The organism is Rhizobium acidisoli (assembly GCF_002531755.2).
GTDB lineage: Bacteria > Pseudomonadota > Alphaproteobacteria > Rhizobiales > Rhizobiaceae > Rhizobium > Rhizobium acidisoli.
Map to the genome: position 1 here is coordinate 248,785 of NZ_CP035000.1, position 14,725 is coordinate 263,509.

Sequence of the window (14,725 nt, forward strand, 5' to 3'; positions counted from 1 at the left end):
ATCGCGGTGAGCCAACTCTCCATTTTCCGACCGTATCAACAAGACAAGCGGCTCGGCAGGGCTTACAGGATCGACATCAATACGCTCACTCTTGCCTGATCTCAGACATATCGTAAGCTCAGTCTAATCCGTCGCATTGGGACTGGAACTGTTGCCGTCCGATTCGAATTGCAACCAAAGCCCCACAGATGTTCTGCCAATGCGCGAGGCGGGGGACGATTACCGGGGAGGAGAGGAGAAACTTATGCACATCCTCCTCCTCCTGAAATGCTAAGGCTGGAAAGTCCTCTCTGTATGGTTCGACAGTCGACAGAGCCACCGATCATTTTTCCCATGGAGCCTTGCGCTGCAAGCGCTCTGTGATCTTCGGTGACGCTGTGGAGGGGCCCGCCTCGACTGCAGCGACGAAGCTCTTGAAGGCATCGGGGGACAGGCGGATAACACTTTCCTGCAGGATTGCCGTCTGCGCCTCGTTTATTGCGGCTTGCCGCATAATCTCTTGATCGGCCATGTTTTTCTCATCGAGTATCCGGGCATCATATATAGGAGATGCCGCGGCCTGTCGAAGAAGGACATGGATATCGACATCTATTCGGCCGCCCTCCAGCATTGCAGAACGCGTAACCCACATTACGTGTCCGTAGAAATATCGTCCCAGTCCTGATCCATGTAGCCGATCAGCCAGTTGAGGGCATAGTGCCATTCGTAAACCACGCCCTTGTCCAATCCGCCCGGCGGCTCTTCGCCCTTCAGCCTTGCGTTCACGGCCGCCCAATCATAACGGTAGATCAGGTCAGCGGCGTCGAGCAGCTCTTTCTGCGGGCGCAGTTTGGCACGGCGCATCAGCCCGTCCGTTCCCAATTCGCGAAGTGTTTTCGCGATGAAAGGGACATCGCAAATATGGTCGGGACGTTCGAGCTGCGGCGAAATCCCGATTGCCCACAACATCACGTGCACGCCTTCGTAACGCCAGGCGAAGTTTGCCCGATCCTGATCGGAGGGATTGGGATCGTCCATGAAGGCCTGCTCTTTCGGGGTGAAAAAACTTGCTGCGTCGAACTGCCGGATGAGAGCCTGACCCATGGCATGGTCCCCAGTTTCGCCTTTCACCGCAACGATCGCAAGCGCGATCGTGCGCTGCACGACCGCCTTGGTATTTCGGCGGGTGCTCTCGCTCTCGGGCTCGACGGTCGGCAGATGATCGATCGTCGGTACGCCTTCCGATTGAAGCTGAGCGATCGACCGGCCTTTGCGCGCGCCTGCCTCATCGACGGGTTGCGAGACGGCTGCCTGAACCGGAAGGATCAATGCAAGAAGGGCAGAAAATAGGCGCTTCATCATGTATGGCTCCTCTCACCTCTTTGACGCATCGATAAACATTTCCAGCGCTATCGGGATATGTTTTGCGCAAAAGCGACGTCGGTTTCCGGAAGGGTGGTAAACGGCATTTTACATATTGAGCAAATCGTTAAATTTTTCTCGGTACAAAAGTCCCTAGCCAAGCCGGTATGGGCCGGACCGTTCGATCGAGGACTTTCTATGCGTCGTCCAAACATTAAAATGAGTTTGCTGTTGATTTTCAGCGGTGTAGCTCTTCTTTTCGGTCTTGTAGCCTATCTCGCGGTCGATGGTCTTCGCAAAACGAACGACACGACCGATGAAATTGCCACCGACTGGCTGCCAAGCGTTCAGGCGTCGCAGGCAATCAATCTCGCCATGACGAATTTGCGCCTCACTTACCGCGATCACATCATCGCGCAGTCGGAGGCGGAAAAGAAAACACGCGAAGAGGCCATCAAGGTTGCCGAGGATGCGATACGCAAATCGGTCGACGCCTATCTTCCGCTGGCGTCGTCCGATCGCGAGCGCGACCTGATCAAGACGATCAAGGAGAGCGTTGAAGGTTACATCTCCAGCAGCTCCCAACTCCTCGTCCTTTCCCGCGCCAACAAGACCGAGGAAGCCGGGCAATATCTCGGCGGGGGAATGCGCTCCTATTCCGACGAGCTTAAGGAGGCCACGGCGGCCCTGGTCGAATTGAACGTCATCGGCAGCAAGAAGGCGGCCGACCTTAGCACGGAGACCTTCGCCTCCATAGAATTCTACCTGCTTGCAACGATCGCTGTCGCCGGGTTGCTCGTTCTCGGTGCTGTCGCTTTCGTGCTGAAGGCCATTGCCAACCCGATTACCGGCATCACCGCCTCGATGCGGCAGCTGGCAGAGGGAGACACAAGTTCACAGATCCCATTTGCCGACCGCGCCGACGAAATCGGATCCATGGCGGGAGCGGTGGAGATCTTCCGCCAAGCCGCCATCGCGAACAAGCGGATGGCGACGGAAGCTGAGGAAAACCGCGTCCGGGCAGAGGCTGACCGCGTTGACACCCAGAAGCAGGCGGAAGCCGACGCCTCCGAGCGGCTGCGCATCGCCACCTCGGGTCTCGCCGCAGGCTTGAAGCGGCTGGCCGCAGGCGACCTCGCCTTCCAGCTCAACGAGGCCTTCGCGCCCGATTTCGAGGCACTGCGCCACGACTTCAACCAGTCCGTCACCCAGCTTGGCGCAACGCTCCGGGCGATTTCCGACAGCATCGGCACGATCGACGAAGGCACGCGGGAAATCTCCTCCGGTGCAAGCGATCTGTCGAAACGCACCGAGCAGCAGGCGGCTTCGCTCGAAGAGACCGCAGCCGCACTAGAACAGATCACCGCAAACGTTGCGAACTCCAGCAAGCGGACCGAGGAGACGCGCACGGTGGCAACCGAGGCAAACCGCAGCGCCGGCATCTCTGCAGAAGTCGTTTCCCATGCCGAAGAGGCGATGGAACGCATCGAAACCTCGTCTCAGCAGATTTCCAACATTATCAGTGTCATCGACGAAATCGCGTTCCAGACCAATCTTCTCGCGCTCAATGCCGGCGTGGAAGCCGCCCGTGCCGGCGAGGCCGGCAAGGGCTTTGCCGTCGTCGCCCAGGAAGTACGCGAACTTGCCCAGCGCTCGGCAAGTGCAGCCAAGGAAATCAAGGGCCTGATCCAGAACTCTTCGAAGGAAGTGGAAAGCGGCGTCAAGCTCGTCCGCGATACCGGCCAGGCCCTGAAGACCATCGGCGGCTTCATCACCCAGATCAATCACCATATGGACTCGATCGCCACTTCTGCAAAAGAGCAGTCGATCGGCCTCAGCGAAGTCAATGTTGCGGTCAACCGGATGGATCAGACCACGCAACAAAACGCGACCATGGTGCAGGAGTCGACGGCGGCATCCGATTCACTCGCGCAGCAAGCCCAAACACTTCGCGAGCTTATCGCCCAGTTCAGGCTCGACGATACGACGTCCACCCAATCGTCAGCTCTTCGTTCGACGGCAAGAACGATGGCGCAGCCGACAGCCCGCGCCGCGATCCACGCGGTTGCCGCTCGCCGCTAGGATGGATGCGGATCGGCGATCCTCGCCCTGACCTGCGCTTGCACAGACCAGAGATGAAGGCGCCCGGCAATGCCGGGCGTCTCTCATTTTATCGTGCGGCGAAGGCCGGATTGCGCCGGGCGCCCATTCTCAGCACGAAATAGATCGCCCCGCCGATCCCGACGCCGAAGAACCAGCCATAAGTGCCCCACCAATCCGGCAGGATGCTGGTGAAGGTGGGCAGGATCGAGGAGAACAGTGCGCCGACCGCAAATGCGATGAAGGCATTGCCGTGCCAGCCGTTCTGGAAGCGGAACTCGCCATTCTCGTGATAGAGCGCCTCGACGTTCAGCTGGCTCTTCCGGATGAGATAGTAGTCCACCATCATGATGCCGAAGATCGGTCCCATCGTCGACCCGATGAAGTTGACGAAATGCGCCGCACCCGTCTCCCAGGGAGCAAACGGATAGAGCACGAGAGCGATCAATGCGGCGATGTACCCGCCGCGTTTGAAATTGATCTGGCGCGGGAAGACATTGGCGAAGTCGAAGGCCGGCGAGACGAAGTTCGCCACGACGTTGATGCCGAGCGTGGCGATCGCGAATGTCAGGGCCGCAAGCAACGCCAGGAACCAGCTTTCGAATTTCGCCGATATCATTTCCGGATGCAGCAGAACCTCGCCATATACGGTGAAGGCGGCCGTGGTGGTGACGCCTGCGACGAGGCAGAAGGCCAGAAGGTTGATCGGCAGGCCCCAGAGGTTGCCCTTGCGCAACGCCTTTTCGCTTGTCGCGTAACGCGAGAAATCGCAGAAGTTCAGATAAAGCGCTGCGAAATAGGTGATCCAGGTGGCGGCCACTGCGGCAAGTGCCGCAAACGAGCCGGGCTCGCCCGGCACGCCGGCATCCTTGGTCTTCTCGATCAGCACGTCGCGCGGGATCTCCGAACCGAAGGAGAAGGTGCCCGACTTGACGACCAGATAGACGGCCAGGATCAGCATCATGATCCAGACGGCCGGACCTGCCCAATCCTGAAACTTGCGAACCGTCTCCATGCCCCGCTGAATGATCAGCAGCTGCAGCGCCCAGACGATGACGTAGCAGATGAGTTCGAGGGTGGAGTGGCCGAGCATATGGCTATTCTGGTGGAAGGCGAGCAGGCTCTCGTTGCGGATAAGCAGAGCGACGATCGCGCCCGATGCGGCGGCGGTCTGCGCGCCGTACCAGAAGCAGGCGACCACCGCCCGGACCAGGGCCGGAACGTTGGCGCCGAACGTGCCGAAGGAGGCGCGCGCCAGAACCGGAAAGGGTACGCCGGTGCGCACGCCCGCATTGCCGACCATGCTCATCAGAAGGAAGATGACCAGGGAGCCGATGCCGATGGCGATGACGAAATTCACGAAGCTGCCGCACAGCAGGAACAGGCTCGCCGCCAGATAATAGCCCCACAGGCTGTGGACGTCTGATGTCCAGACGTTAAAGATACTGAATGCACCCCATTTGCGCTCCTCGGCGGGTGCAAGATCCTCGTTGTATAACGAGGGAGACGGATTTCGAATGCTCATGAATGCCCTCCCATATCCCCTGAGGCCGACTCGACCCCGGACGGAAGTTTGCGCCTCATTTAGGCATCTGACAATTTAATAGTCATATTGTACACAATGTCGGTGGCGCGCTGTACAGATCCGGTGAGCGCCCTCGCGCTGCTCACTGCGCGCCGACGACCCGTCCAGCCAGCCGAAACGGGCTTGCGACCGCAGCGCCGGCCGCATCGAAGACATAGGCGCCGACGTCGCCGGCGGTCGAACGCCTGCCGGTTTCGAAGGAGGCAAGCTGCGCACCGAACTTGGCGAGTGATGCATAACGATCATGCCCGAGCCCGTCGGAGGCCTGGATCGAGGTGATGTCGATGAGCCGGAGCCTTTCCTTCACGGCCGCCTCCTCGATGATGGGATCGTTGATATCAAGACGCCCGACGCGCGGCCGCTCCCCTGCGATGAAGCTCGAGGCGACAAGCGCCCGGTCGTCCTTCGAGACCAGGAGAGAGATGGGGATAGGCATCCGCCCGATATCCTTCAGCTGAGATCGGAAGACATCGACGTCAATGTCGGGGGCGGCGAGGATCACCGCCAGTTTGCCGACGACATCGTCGCGATGCTGCAGCTTGAGTTGGCGGACCGTTTCCATGACCAGGAACCCGCCCATACTGTGTCCGAACAGGACGATGCGTTTCACCTTGCCGGAGGCCGAAAGCGAGGTGACGAGGGAATCGAGCGCGCTGCGCGAGGCGAGCGCGGCATCCCGGTCTGCGACATAGCCGGCAACGGCTGCAGCCGAAGGCCAGGAAAACAGGATCGGGGCGCCGGGCATTTTCGCATCTGCGGCGATCTGCGCCGTGCGATAAAGCGCCTCCTGGTAGCTGTAGTTGTAACCATGCACGAAGATACCAATAGTGCCGTCCGGTTGCACCGACCGCAACGCCTCCTCAACGAAAGCGCCCTTTGCGAGCTGCTTACGGTCGATGACGGCAAATTGCCGTTCGGGATCCAGTGTCGAGGTCGGATATGCGATGGTGACACCCTTTCTGTCCGGCGGGACAGAAAATGTATATTGCTCATAGGTCAGGTTGTCGGCCCATGCGCTCCCGAACCCGCCCCGCACGGTATCGGGGGTCCTGTTCGTCGCAGTCAGCACGCCCACCTCGGTCTCATCTGCACGAGCCTGCAGATGCACCGGCTTCAAGACATCGGGCGACGGCCTCGAGACGCAGCCCGTGAGTGTCACCAGACCGAGCGCGACCAGCACGGCCGGAGCTATCTTCGCAAGCCCGTTCAAACGTCGTTGCTCCATCGAGCGATCCCTTCGCAGGTCAAGGCGTGCAGCGGCCGCTTCGGGCCGCTGCGATGGCTGATGGATCTCATCCTCAGGCTTCCGCCGGGACATTGGCCTTGACGGCTTCATCTCTCGGGATCCTGAACCAGGCGACGTAGAGCGCCGGCAGGAACAGCAGCGTGAGCGCAGTTCCTACAACGATGCCGCCCATCATGGCATAGGCCATCGGCCCCCAGAAGATCTCGCGCGAGATCGGGATCAGCGCGAGGGTGGCCGCCGCGGCGGTCAGCATGATTGGCCGCATGCGATGCTCGGTCGCCTCGATGACCGCCTGCCAGGCAGCAACCCCTTCGGCGCGCAGATGCTCGATCTGCACCACCAGGATGACGGAGTTGCGGATCAGGATGCCGATCAGCGCCAGCACGCCGAGGATCGCCACGAAGCCCATGGGGGCATTGCTCAGCAGCAGCGCCGCCACCACGCCGATCAGCGCCGTCGGGGCAACTGCGAAGACCAGGAAGAGGCGGCTGAAGCTCTGCAGCTGGATCATCAGGATCGTCGCCATGATGAACAGCATCAGCGGAGCCACCGCCGCGATCGGTCCTTGCGCTTCGGCGCTGGATTCGACCGCCCCGCCCACTTCCACCTTGTACCCCACAGGAAGGTTCTTCTGGAACGCCACAACCTTCGGCTTCAGCTGGTCGACGATCGTCGCCGGCTGGGTCGAACCGATGACTGCCGCCTTGAGGGTGATAGTCGGTTGCCTGTCACGACGCCAGATCGTCGGCTGCTCGAGCTCGTAGCGGAAATTCGCGACCGCCGAGAGCGGCACGACCTTGCCGTTGGAGGTCGAGAGCTGCAGATTCTCAAGCGTCTGGATGGAGTCGCGCTCGGAGGCCCTGGCGCGGCCGATGACGTTGACCAGATAGATGTCGTCGCGGATCTGTGTGGCGGTCGAGCCTTCGACGATGCCGTTGAGGGCAGTGGCGATATCCTCGGAGGAGACGCCGAGCTGGCGCGCCTTGTCCTGTAGCACGTCGACCTTGACCACGCGGGAGGGCTCGTTCCAGTCCAGCACCATGTTCGACAGCAGCGGATGCGTGCCGACGACGCCGGCGAATTGCTGGGAGACATCCCGGACCTTCTGAATATCGGGGCCGCTGATCCGGTACTGGACCGGTTTTCCCACAGGCGGGCCGATATCGAGAAGCTTTACGAAAGCGTCGGTGCCCGGGAAGGTTTTCGTCAGATAGTCCTGCAGTTCCGCCCGCACCTTATCGCGCACGTCGAGGCCCGTCGTGACGATCACCGTCTGTCCAAACGAAACGTCGGGCGTCTGCACGTCGAAGGAAAGGATGAAGCGCGGGGCGCCCTGGCCGACATAGGTCGTCCAGTGGTCGATATCCTTGTTACCGGCCAGCATCTCCTTCTCGAACCTCGCCATCTGCCTGTTGGTCTCGGCAATCGAACTGTTGTGCGGCAGGTTCCAGTCGATTATCAGCTCGGGCCTGTCGGAATTGGGGAAGAACTGCTGCTGCACCAGTCCCATGCCGCCGATCGAGAGACCGAAGACGCCGACCGTCAGGATGATGGTGATCCAGCGCCAGCGCATCGCCAGCCCGAGGAGCCATGAGAAGACGGCGGCAAAGCGGCCCTTCTTCTCATGGTGCGATTTCATGGTCTTCGGCAGGATGGTGACGCCGAGAAGCGGCGTGAACAGCACCGCCACGATCCAGGAAACGACCAGCGAAACCGCGATGACCACGAAAAGCGTGAAGGTGAATTCGCCGGCGGCGCTGTTGTTGAGACCGACGGGAATGAAGCCCGCGACGGTAACGAGCGTTCCCGTCAGCATCGGAAAGGCGGTCGACGTATAGACGTAGGTTGCCGCCTTCCTCAGATCGTCGCCCGCCTCCAGACGGGCCACCATCATCTCGACGGCGATCATGGCGTCGTCGACGAGCAGCCCGAGCGCGATGATGAGCGCGCCGAGCGAGATGCGCTGCAGCGAAATGCCGGAATATTCCATCACCACGAAGGTGATCGCCAGCACGAGAGGTATGGAGATCGCCACCACCATGCCGGCGCGAAGGCCGAGGCTGATGAAGCTGATGACGAGCACGATGACGATCGCTTCGAAGAGCGCGCGGGTAAAGCCGGAAACCGCTTCATCGACGACATGCGGCTGGTCGGAGACACGGTGGACATCCACGCCGATCGGAAGATCGGCGACGACGCGTTTCATCTGCGCATCGAGCGCCTCGCCGAACTGCAGCAGGTTGGCGCCCTGCTTCATGCCGATCGCAAGCCCGATCGCCGGCTGGCCGTCGAACCGGAACAGCGCCGATGGCGGATCGACATAGCCGCGCTTGATCGTGGCGACATCGGTCAGCGGGAAGAAGCGCTCATTGATGCGAAGGTTGATCGACCGCAGGCTTTCCTCGGAGGTGAACTGTCCGCTCACCCGCAAGGCAATTCGCTCCGGCCCGGCATCGACGAAGCCGGATTGCGTCACGGCATTCTGCGCCTGCAGGGTCTGGATGACCGACTGCTGGTCGATGCCGAGGGCCGCGATCTGGCGGGTGGAGAATTCGAGATAGATCGCCTCGTCCTGCGCGCCGACCACGTCGACCTTGCCGACATTGGGCACAGTCAGAACCTCGGAGCGGGCGTCTTCCACCAGATCGCGAAGCTGGCGCTGGGTCAGCCCGTCACTGGTGAAGGCGTAGATGTTTCCGAACACGTCGCCAAATCGATCGTTGAAGAAGGGTCCGACGACGCCGGTCGGAAAATCGCCCTTGATATCGGCGATCATGTTGCGGATGCGCAGCCAGGTCGGCGCGACATCCCTTGCCTTGGTGGTCGGCAGCAGTTCGACGAAGACGGTGGTCTGGCCGGCAACGGTTTCGCTCTTGGTATAATCGAGCGATTCCAGTTCCTGGAGCTTCTTCTCGATCCGGTCGGTCACCTGCCGCGTCACCTCATCGGCCGAAGCGCCGGGCCACTGCGCGGTGATCACCATCGTTTTGATCGTGAAGTTCGGGTCTTCCTCGCGGCCGAGATTCAGATAGGAGAAGGCGCCTGCGAGAATGAAGACGATCATGAAGTACCAGACGAGCGAACGGTGTTCGAGCGCCCAGTCGGAGAGATTGAAGGACTTCACTGGCTGATCTCCTGGTCGATCCTGATGGCCTGGCCATCTTCAAGTTTATGCACGCCGGCCACGACCACCCTGTCTCCGGGGGCAAGCCCTTCGGTGACGCGGACAGTGCCGCCATCGACGACATCGCCGTCGATCTTCACGCGGCGGCGCGAGACTTTCTTGCCCGGCACGTCGACGATCCAGACGCTCGGGCCGTCGGTGGCGGCAAGGATTGCCGACGACGGCAGCACGATCTCAGGATCGGCGGCGATGGTGGCCGAGGCTGTGATGACGGAGCCAAGCCTGAAGGCTTCGGGCGGATCGCTGAGCGCAATCTTGGTCCGGCTCGTCCGCGTCGCCGTCTCCGCCTCCGGCGCGATCTCGCGCACAACGGCGGATGTACGGATAGTCGGATCGAGCTGCAGCATCACCTCGAAAGGCGCGCCGATCTTCAGTTTCTGGGCGGCGCCCTGCGGCACGTCGACCACGGCGTCGCGCTTATCCGGCCGCGCGATGGTGACGACGGTCTGGCCGGCCGAGACGACCTGCCCAACCTCGGCCGAGATCGCCGTCACCACCCCGTCGAATTCCGCCCGAAGCTGGGCATAGCCGAGCTGCTCCTTGGCCTTGTCGAGATTGGCCTGCGCCTTGGCGACGGCAGCCGCGGCCGTGCGCCTTGCCTGCTCGGCCTCCTCAAGCGCGGCCTCGGTGCCGGAGCGCGACTCCAGCAAAGCGCGTTGGCGCTGCTCGGTGGTCACAGCGTTTCTCAACTGGGCGTCGCTGTTTTCCACGTCGGACTGGGCGTTGCGCACGGCAAGCTCCAGTGCCAGCGGATCGATGGCGGCCACGACGTCATCCTTCTTGACGACGTCGCCAACATTGACGTTGCGGGCGATCATCCGCCCGAGAATCCGGAAGCCGAGTTCGGTCTCGATCGTCGGTTCGATTGTGCCGGTCAGGCTGAGGCTCGAAGCGGGCGTCTGCTTGACGGTCATCGACAGCACCGGACGAGGCGCCTCCTCCCCGCCCTCTTCTTCCTTCGGCGCGCAAGAGGAAATGAGGGCCGTGCCCACCATCAATGCGACTATCTTGAGACGAATACTCACTTGGAAGCTTCCTTGACATAAGACACGATTTCACCGGGCCTGAGGAACTTGGTTCCGTCGGCCACCACGGCCTCTCCTGCCGAGACGCCTGATTTGACGATGAAGCTGCCGGTCTCGTAGCCCGCAACATTAACCGCCCTGACCGAAACCGCCGAGGATGCGGGATCGACGATCCAGACGGCCGGCTTGCCGTCCTTAGAGGTCATTGCCGACCAGGGCAGCTGGATGACCTCCTGCGCGACGTAATTGAAGCGTCCGACGACAGGAGCGCCCAGCGGAATGGGAGCGTCGCTCGAGAGCGCGACCTTGACCTTGATCGTGCCGGTGGAGGAATCGATCGTCGGCGAAATCTCGCGAACCCTGGCGGTGATCTTCTGCGAAGGGTCCGACAGAAGGGTCACGGTGCCGTCGCCCTCGATCGGGCGCAGAAAGGCGCTTTCGACCACTTCGAAGACGGCGTCCCGGTCGCCGTCATGGGCAAGGGTGAAGACGACCTGGGCCGCCTGCGCCACCTGCCCGACCTCGGCGTTGCGGGCCGTGATCACCCCATCGGCGTCCGCCTTCAGCTCCGTGTAAGAGAGGGTGTCTTGAGCCGTTTCCAACAGCGCCTGCGCCGATTTCGCCGATGCCTGCGCCGTCAAAAGCGCTTCCTGCGCCTGATCGAGTGCTGCACGCGTCGTCACTTGCGTTCGAAACAGGCTCTGTTGCCGGTCGAATGCGAGCTGTGCCTGGGTTTGCTGCGCTTGCGCCGACTGCAGATTGGCAGCCGCCACATCCAGGTCGGCTTTCTGCTCTTCCGGATCGATGCGCGCCAGGAGCTGCCCCGCCTTCACGGACTGCCCGACCTCCACCAGTCGCTCGACGATCTTGCCGCTGACACGGAAGGACAGGTCGGTCTGGATGCGGGCCCTGACTTCTCCGGTGAGCGCGCCGCCCTGGGCCAGCGGCTCGGACTTGGCCACGACGACGCCGACCTGCCGCGGGACGGGTTCGGTCGGCCCGCTCGAATCGCTGCATGATCCGAGACCGATGGCGCATACGATCGCGTTAGCGATCAGAATGGTTCTCATAGTTGACCTCTTGCTCTCAACGGCAGCTGCTATATAATTGACTGACGACTTAGTCAATGAAACTTTGTGTCGCGGGGGCGAGGCGCGCGCAACAACGGGGGAGGCAGGAAATGGCAGATCAGAAGAAGCTCACACGCGCGCAACAGAAGGCGCTGCGGCCCATCCAAATTCTGGATGCCGCCTTCGAGGAATTCGTCAAATGCGGCTTTTCCGGAACACGCGTCGAAGACATCGCCGACAGGGTCGGCGTCACCAAAGGCACGGTCTACGTCTACTTCGAAACCAAGGAAAAGCTTTTCGAAGCCATGATCAACCACTTCTCCGTGCCCTTTCAGGAACTGGTCGCAATCGCCGATCGGCTGAGCGGCAGCGCTACGGACAGGCTGATGTCCATTCTCGGTCTCTTCTACGAGCAAATTCCCGAGGACCGCGCGACGCGGGAATTGACACGGCTGGTCATTTCGGAGGGGCAGCGTTTCCCCGACCTGATCGATCGCCACCACGATCAGTTCATTGCGCCGATCATCGCCAAGATCGACGCCCTCATCCTGGAGGGAGTCGCGTCGGGCGAGTTTCGTCCAATTCCGGTGGAATTCTCCGACATCGTGGTCGCGCCTATCCTGACGACCACAGTTCTGCGGCTGATCTTCGATGACCGCCGCGTGCCCACTCCCAATAAGGAGGCCTTCCTGCGGACCTATTTCGACCTGCTGTTCAACGGCCTGCTCGCCAAGCCTCTGTGATGGCCAATAGCGCCGGGCGCCCGCGATTCATCGCCCGTTTGCGGTAGCGTTGCGACCGGTTTTCACCGAAAGCGGAAAAATAGGCCACGCAGCACGTAGCTTTTTTGAAGTCTTTATGTGAAAACATTGAGTTAGCTTGTGTCTTTGAAAGCACGAACTCAATTCGCGACGGAATAAAGTGGAACGCAAAGTCAATCTCAAGGATGTCGCGCGCGACGCTGATGTATCGCTGAGCACCGCCTCGCACGCGCTGAACGGAACCGCGCCGCTGACGGTCGAAGTGCGCGAAAGGGTCCTGGATTCGGCCAAACGTTTGGGCTATCTCGACCGCCGCAGGAAGAAAGCAACGATCGCGGCACTGCGCGTCCTGCTTCTCGCTATTCCGGGCGATGCGGCGCCGGAGAGCGACCTCAATCTGGTGAGCTGGACGATCCTCAACGGTCTCAGGAAAGAATGCGAGCGTCGCGGCATCCGGATCGTGCCTTTCGTCAGCACCGGCCGGCGCATCGACGGCGCTGAGGTCAAACAGATCGCGCTTTCGGAACGCGCCGACGGTATCGTCGTCCTGAACGACGACCAGCCGGAACTCATCCGCAGTCTCTCCTCCCCTGACATGCCTGTTGTCATCGTCAACGGCGAGGATCCGGCCATGCTGGTCGATACTGTGACACCGGAAAACCGCTTCGGGGCGCGGCTTGGCATCGAGCACCTGCTGGCCCTCGGACATCGCCGCATCCTGCACCTGACCTGGAAAGGCCGCACGACAATCCAGCGCAGATATGACGGCTTTTCCGATGCCTATTTCGCCGCGCAGCTTCGCGTGCCCGAAGACATGATCGTCGAGGCAGAAGGATATGAGCCTCGTCACGGCGAGGCTGCCATCAAAGCGCTGCTCGATCGCGATCCGACGATGAACGGCGCCACCGCCGTCTTCTGCGCCGCCGACAATCTGGCGCTCGGCTGCCTGAAGGCATTGGCCGATCGCGACATACGCGTGCCCGAAGCGATCTCCGTGCTGGGCTTCGACGATATCGTCCCCGGCGAGTTCAGCCGCCCGCCTCTTTCAACGGTCAGCGTTCCCACCGACAAGCTCGGCGCTGCCGCCTTGGCGCTCATCGAACAGAGGTTGATCGCCAACGACCCGCAGCGGCCGGCCCATCGCCTGGAACTCGGATGCCACCTCGTCCTGCGCGGCAGCATCGCGCCCCCGCGCTAGAAATTTGTCGGAAAGCGGCAGAGCCCCGAAAGGCTCCAAGCCCGAGCTAACGCAAGCGCTCTGCCCGTAGGCGCGTATCGCGCGGGCTTTCGCCGAAGGTGCTGCGATAGATGATGGAGAACCTGCCCGCATGTGCGAAGCCCCATATCGCGCAGATTTCGCGGACGGATCGCTGGTTCGTTGGATCCCGCAGTTGCTCACGGGCTGCCTGGAGCCGGATCGTACGCAGGTAACCAGCCGGCGAGGTTCCTCTGAAGGCCTTGAAACCCGTCTGCAGCGCGCGAAGTGAAACGCCGACATTGTCCGCAACCATCGTCATGGTGAGAGGCTCTGCGATATTGGCATGCATATAGTCGATGGCACGCCGGACATGCCAAGGCGCAACCAACGACACTTTCTTTTTCTCCAGATGGCCGGACAGGCGGTGGTGGCCAAATCGGATGACAAGATGAGCGAGCGTTTCACTCATCGTCGCCATGGCGAGAGGGGAAGACAGAAGCGGACCGCTGTTGCGCATGCCCTGCACGATCGTCTGCACCAGGTTGCCGATAAGCTGGCCCGACTGTGTCGAAAGATCCAGGATGGGCTCAAGGTTGAGCGACTCGGAAAGCGGCGTTTCCGCAAGTGAAATGAGCACACGCTTTACGATATTCCAGTCGAGGAAGAGGACATCCGAAGTGTGCGGGCCCTGGACGAAACGATCACCGGCCTCATGGTTGTTGGCCATAAGGAGATAACCCGCTCCACTTTCAACCGCCCTTTTCCCGATGGACACTCGAAAGGACCCGGTCTGCGGCAGGTAGAAGGCAAGGTGTTGGGGCGTCTCATTGAGCGTTCGAACTGTCCAGGAACTTCGAAAGACGGAGTGAAGGACCGTAAACCCATCGCCTCTTCTCAAGTCCGCCGCCCAGCGGAAGTTTCGATCGTTGCCTAGCGGCTGTGCGGCAAAAACCCCATAACCGGTCGACAATGTCTTAACCATCGACTCAAAGTCGTGGCCTTGATGCGTCGGTGCGAACTCATAATCCTCGCGCTCAGGAGCGCGCGCCGTGTTCTCGTACCTCATGCAGCTCGATCCTCCCTTTCAGCATCCGCCTCCCGCATGGCCGAACGTTCCATCTCGCTCAGGATTGCGGTGATGGCGAATGGGTTCCTCCAAACGCACGGACCCGCTCTTCGAGTCCCGAAATGCGCTCACCTCGGCTGGCTTGGCCA

11 protein-coding genes are annotated in these 14,725 nt (G+C 61.2%); 3 read left to right on the forward strand and 8 right to left on the reverse strand.

Annotation, left to right across the window (positions count from 1 at the left end; genetic code table 11):
• Positions 1-322: 322 nt before the first annotated feature.
• Entirely contained in the window at positions 323-511 is a 189-nt protein-coding gene (locus CO657_RS38310) for a type II toxin -antitoxin system TacA 1-like antitoxin (protein WP_245292985.1), read from the reverse strand.
• A gap of 119 nt (positions 512-630) precedes the next feature.
• Positions 631-1,341, reverse strand: a complete 711-nt coding sequence (locus tag CO657_RS26800; RefSeq protein ID WP_054183918.1) for a DUF4272 domain-containing protein — start codon at positions 1,339-1,341, stop codon at positions 631-633.
• A gap of 198 nt (positions 1,342-1,539) precedes the next feature.
• On the opposite strand from CO657_RS26800, the gene CO657_RS26805 reads away from it, so the two are divergent.
• The gene (locus tag CO657_RS26805; RefSeq protein ID WP_054183917.1) at positions 1,540-3,423 is read left to right on the forward strand and encodes a HAMP domain-containing methyl-accepting chemotaxis protein; all 1,884 of its coding nucleotides are present in this window, start codon (positions 1,540-1,542) and stop codon (positions 3,421-3,423) included.
• Between the two features lie 88 nt (positions 3,424-3,511).
• Here the strand turns inward: CO657_RS26805 and CO657_RS26810 are convergent, their stop codons facing one another.
• The 5 genes from CO657_RS26810 to CO657_RS26830 form a co-directional block, all read right to left on the reverse strand.
• Positions 3,512-4,966 (reverse strand): NCS1 family nucleobase:cation symporter-1, encoded by a 1,455-nt coding sequence (locus tag CO657_RS26810; RefSeq protein ID WP_054183916.1) that lies wholly within the window; start codon positions 4,964-4,966, stop codon positions 3,512-3,514.
• Between the two features lie 142 nt (positions 4,967-5,108).
• Positions 5,109-6,251, reverse strand: coding sequence for an alpha/beta hydrolase (locus CO657_RS26815; RefSeq protein WP_054183972.1), 1,143 nt, complete (start codon positions 6,249-6,251; stop codon positions 5,109-5,111).
• 73 nt (positions 6,252-6,324) lie between these two features.
• Entirely contained in the window at positions 6,325-9,396 is a 3,072-nt protein-coding gene (locus tag CO657_RS26820; RefSeq protein WP_054183915.1) for an efflux RND transporter permease subunit, read from the reverse strand.
• The gene (locus CO657_RS26825) at positions 9,393-10,481 is read right to left on the reverse strand and encodes an efflux RND transporter periplasmic adaptor subunit (RefSeq protein WP_054183914.1); all 1,089 of its coding nucleotides are present in this window, start codon (positions 10,479-10,481) and stop codon (positions 9,393-9,395) included. The genes CO657_RS26820 and CO657_RS26825 overlap by 4 nt, the downstream gene beginning before the upstream one ends.
• Positions 10,478-11,551, reverse strand: coding sequence for an efflux RND transporter periplasmic adaptor subunit (locus CO657_RS26830; protein ID WP_054183913.1), 1,074 nt, complete (start codon positions 11,549-11,551; stop codon positions 10,478-10,480). The genes CO657_RS26825 and CO657_RS26830 overlap by 4 nt, the downstream gene beginning before the upstream one ends.
• A gap of 110 nt (positions 11,552-11,661) precedes the next feature.
• On the opposite strand from CO657_RS26830, the gene CO657_RS26835 reads away from it, so the two are divergent.
• Positions 11,662-12,294, forward strand: a complete 633-nt coding sequence (locus CO657_RS26835; protein WP_054183912.1) for a TetR/AcrR family transcriptional regulator — start codon at positions 11,662-11,664, stop codon at positions 12,292-12,294.
• Positions 12,295-12,472: 178 nt separating this feature from the next.
• Complete coding sequence (locus CO657_RS26840) at positions 12,473-13,510, forward strand: LacI family DNA-binding transcriptional regulator (protein WP_054183911.1); 1,038 nt, start codon at positions 12,473-12,475, stop codon at positions 13,508-13,510.
• A gap of 46 nt (positions 13,511-13,556) precedes the next feature.
• On the opposite strand, the gene CO657_RS26845 is transcribed toward CO657_RS26840, so the two are convergent.
• Positions 13,557-14,576, reverse strand: a complete 1,020-nt coding sequence (locus CO657_RS26845; RefSeq protein ID WP_054183910.1) for an AraC family transcriptional regulator — start codon at positions 14,574-14,576, stop codon at positions 13,557-13,559.
• Positions 14,577-14,725 lie beyond the last annotated feature (149 nt).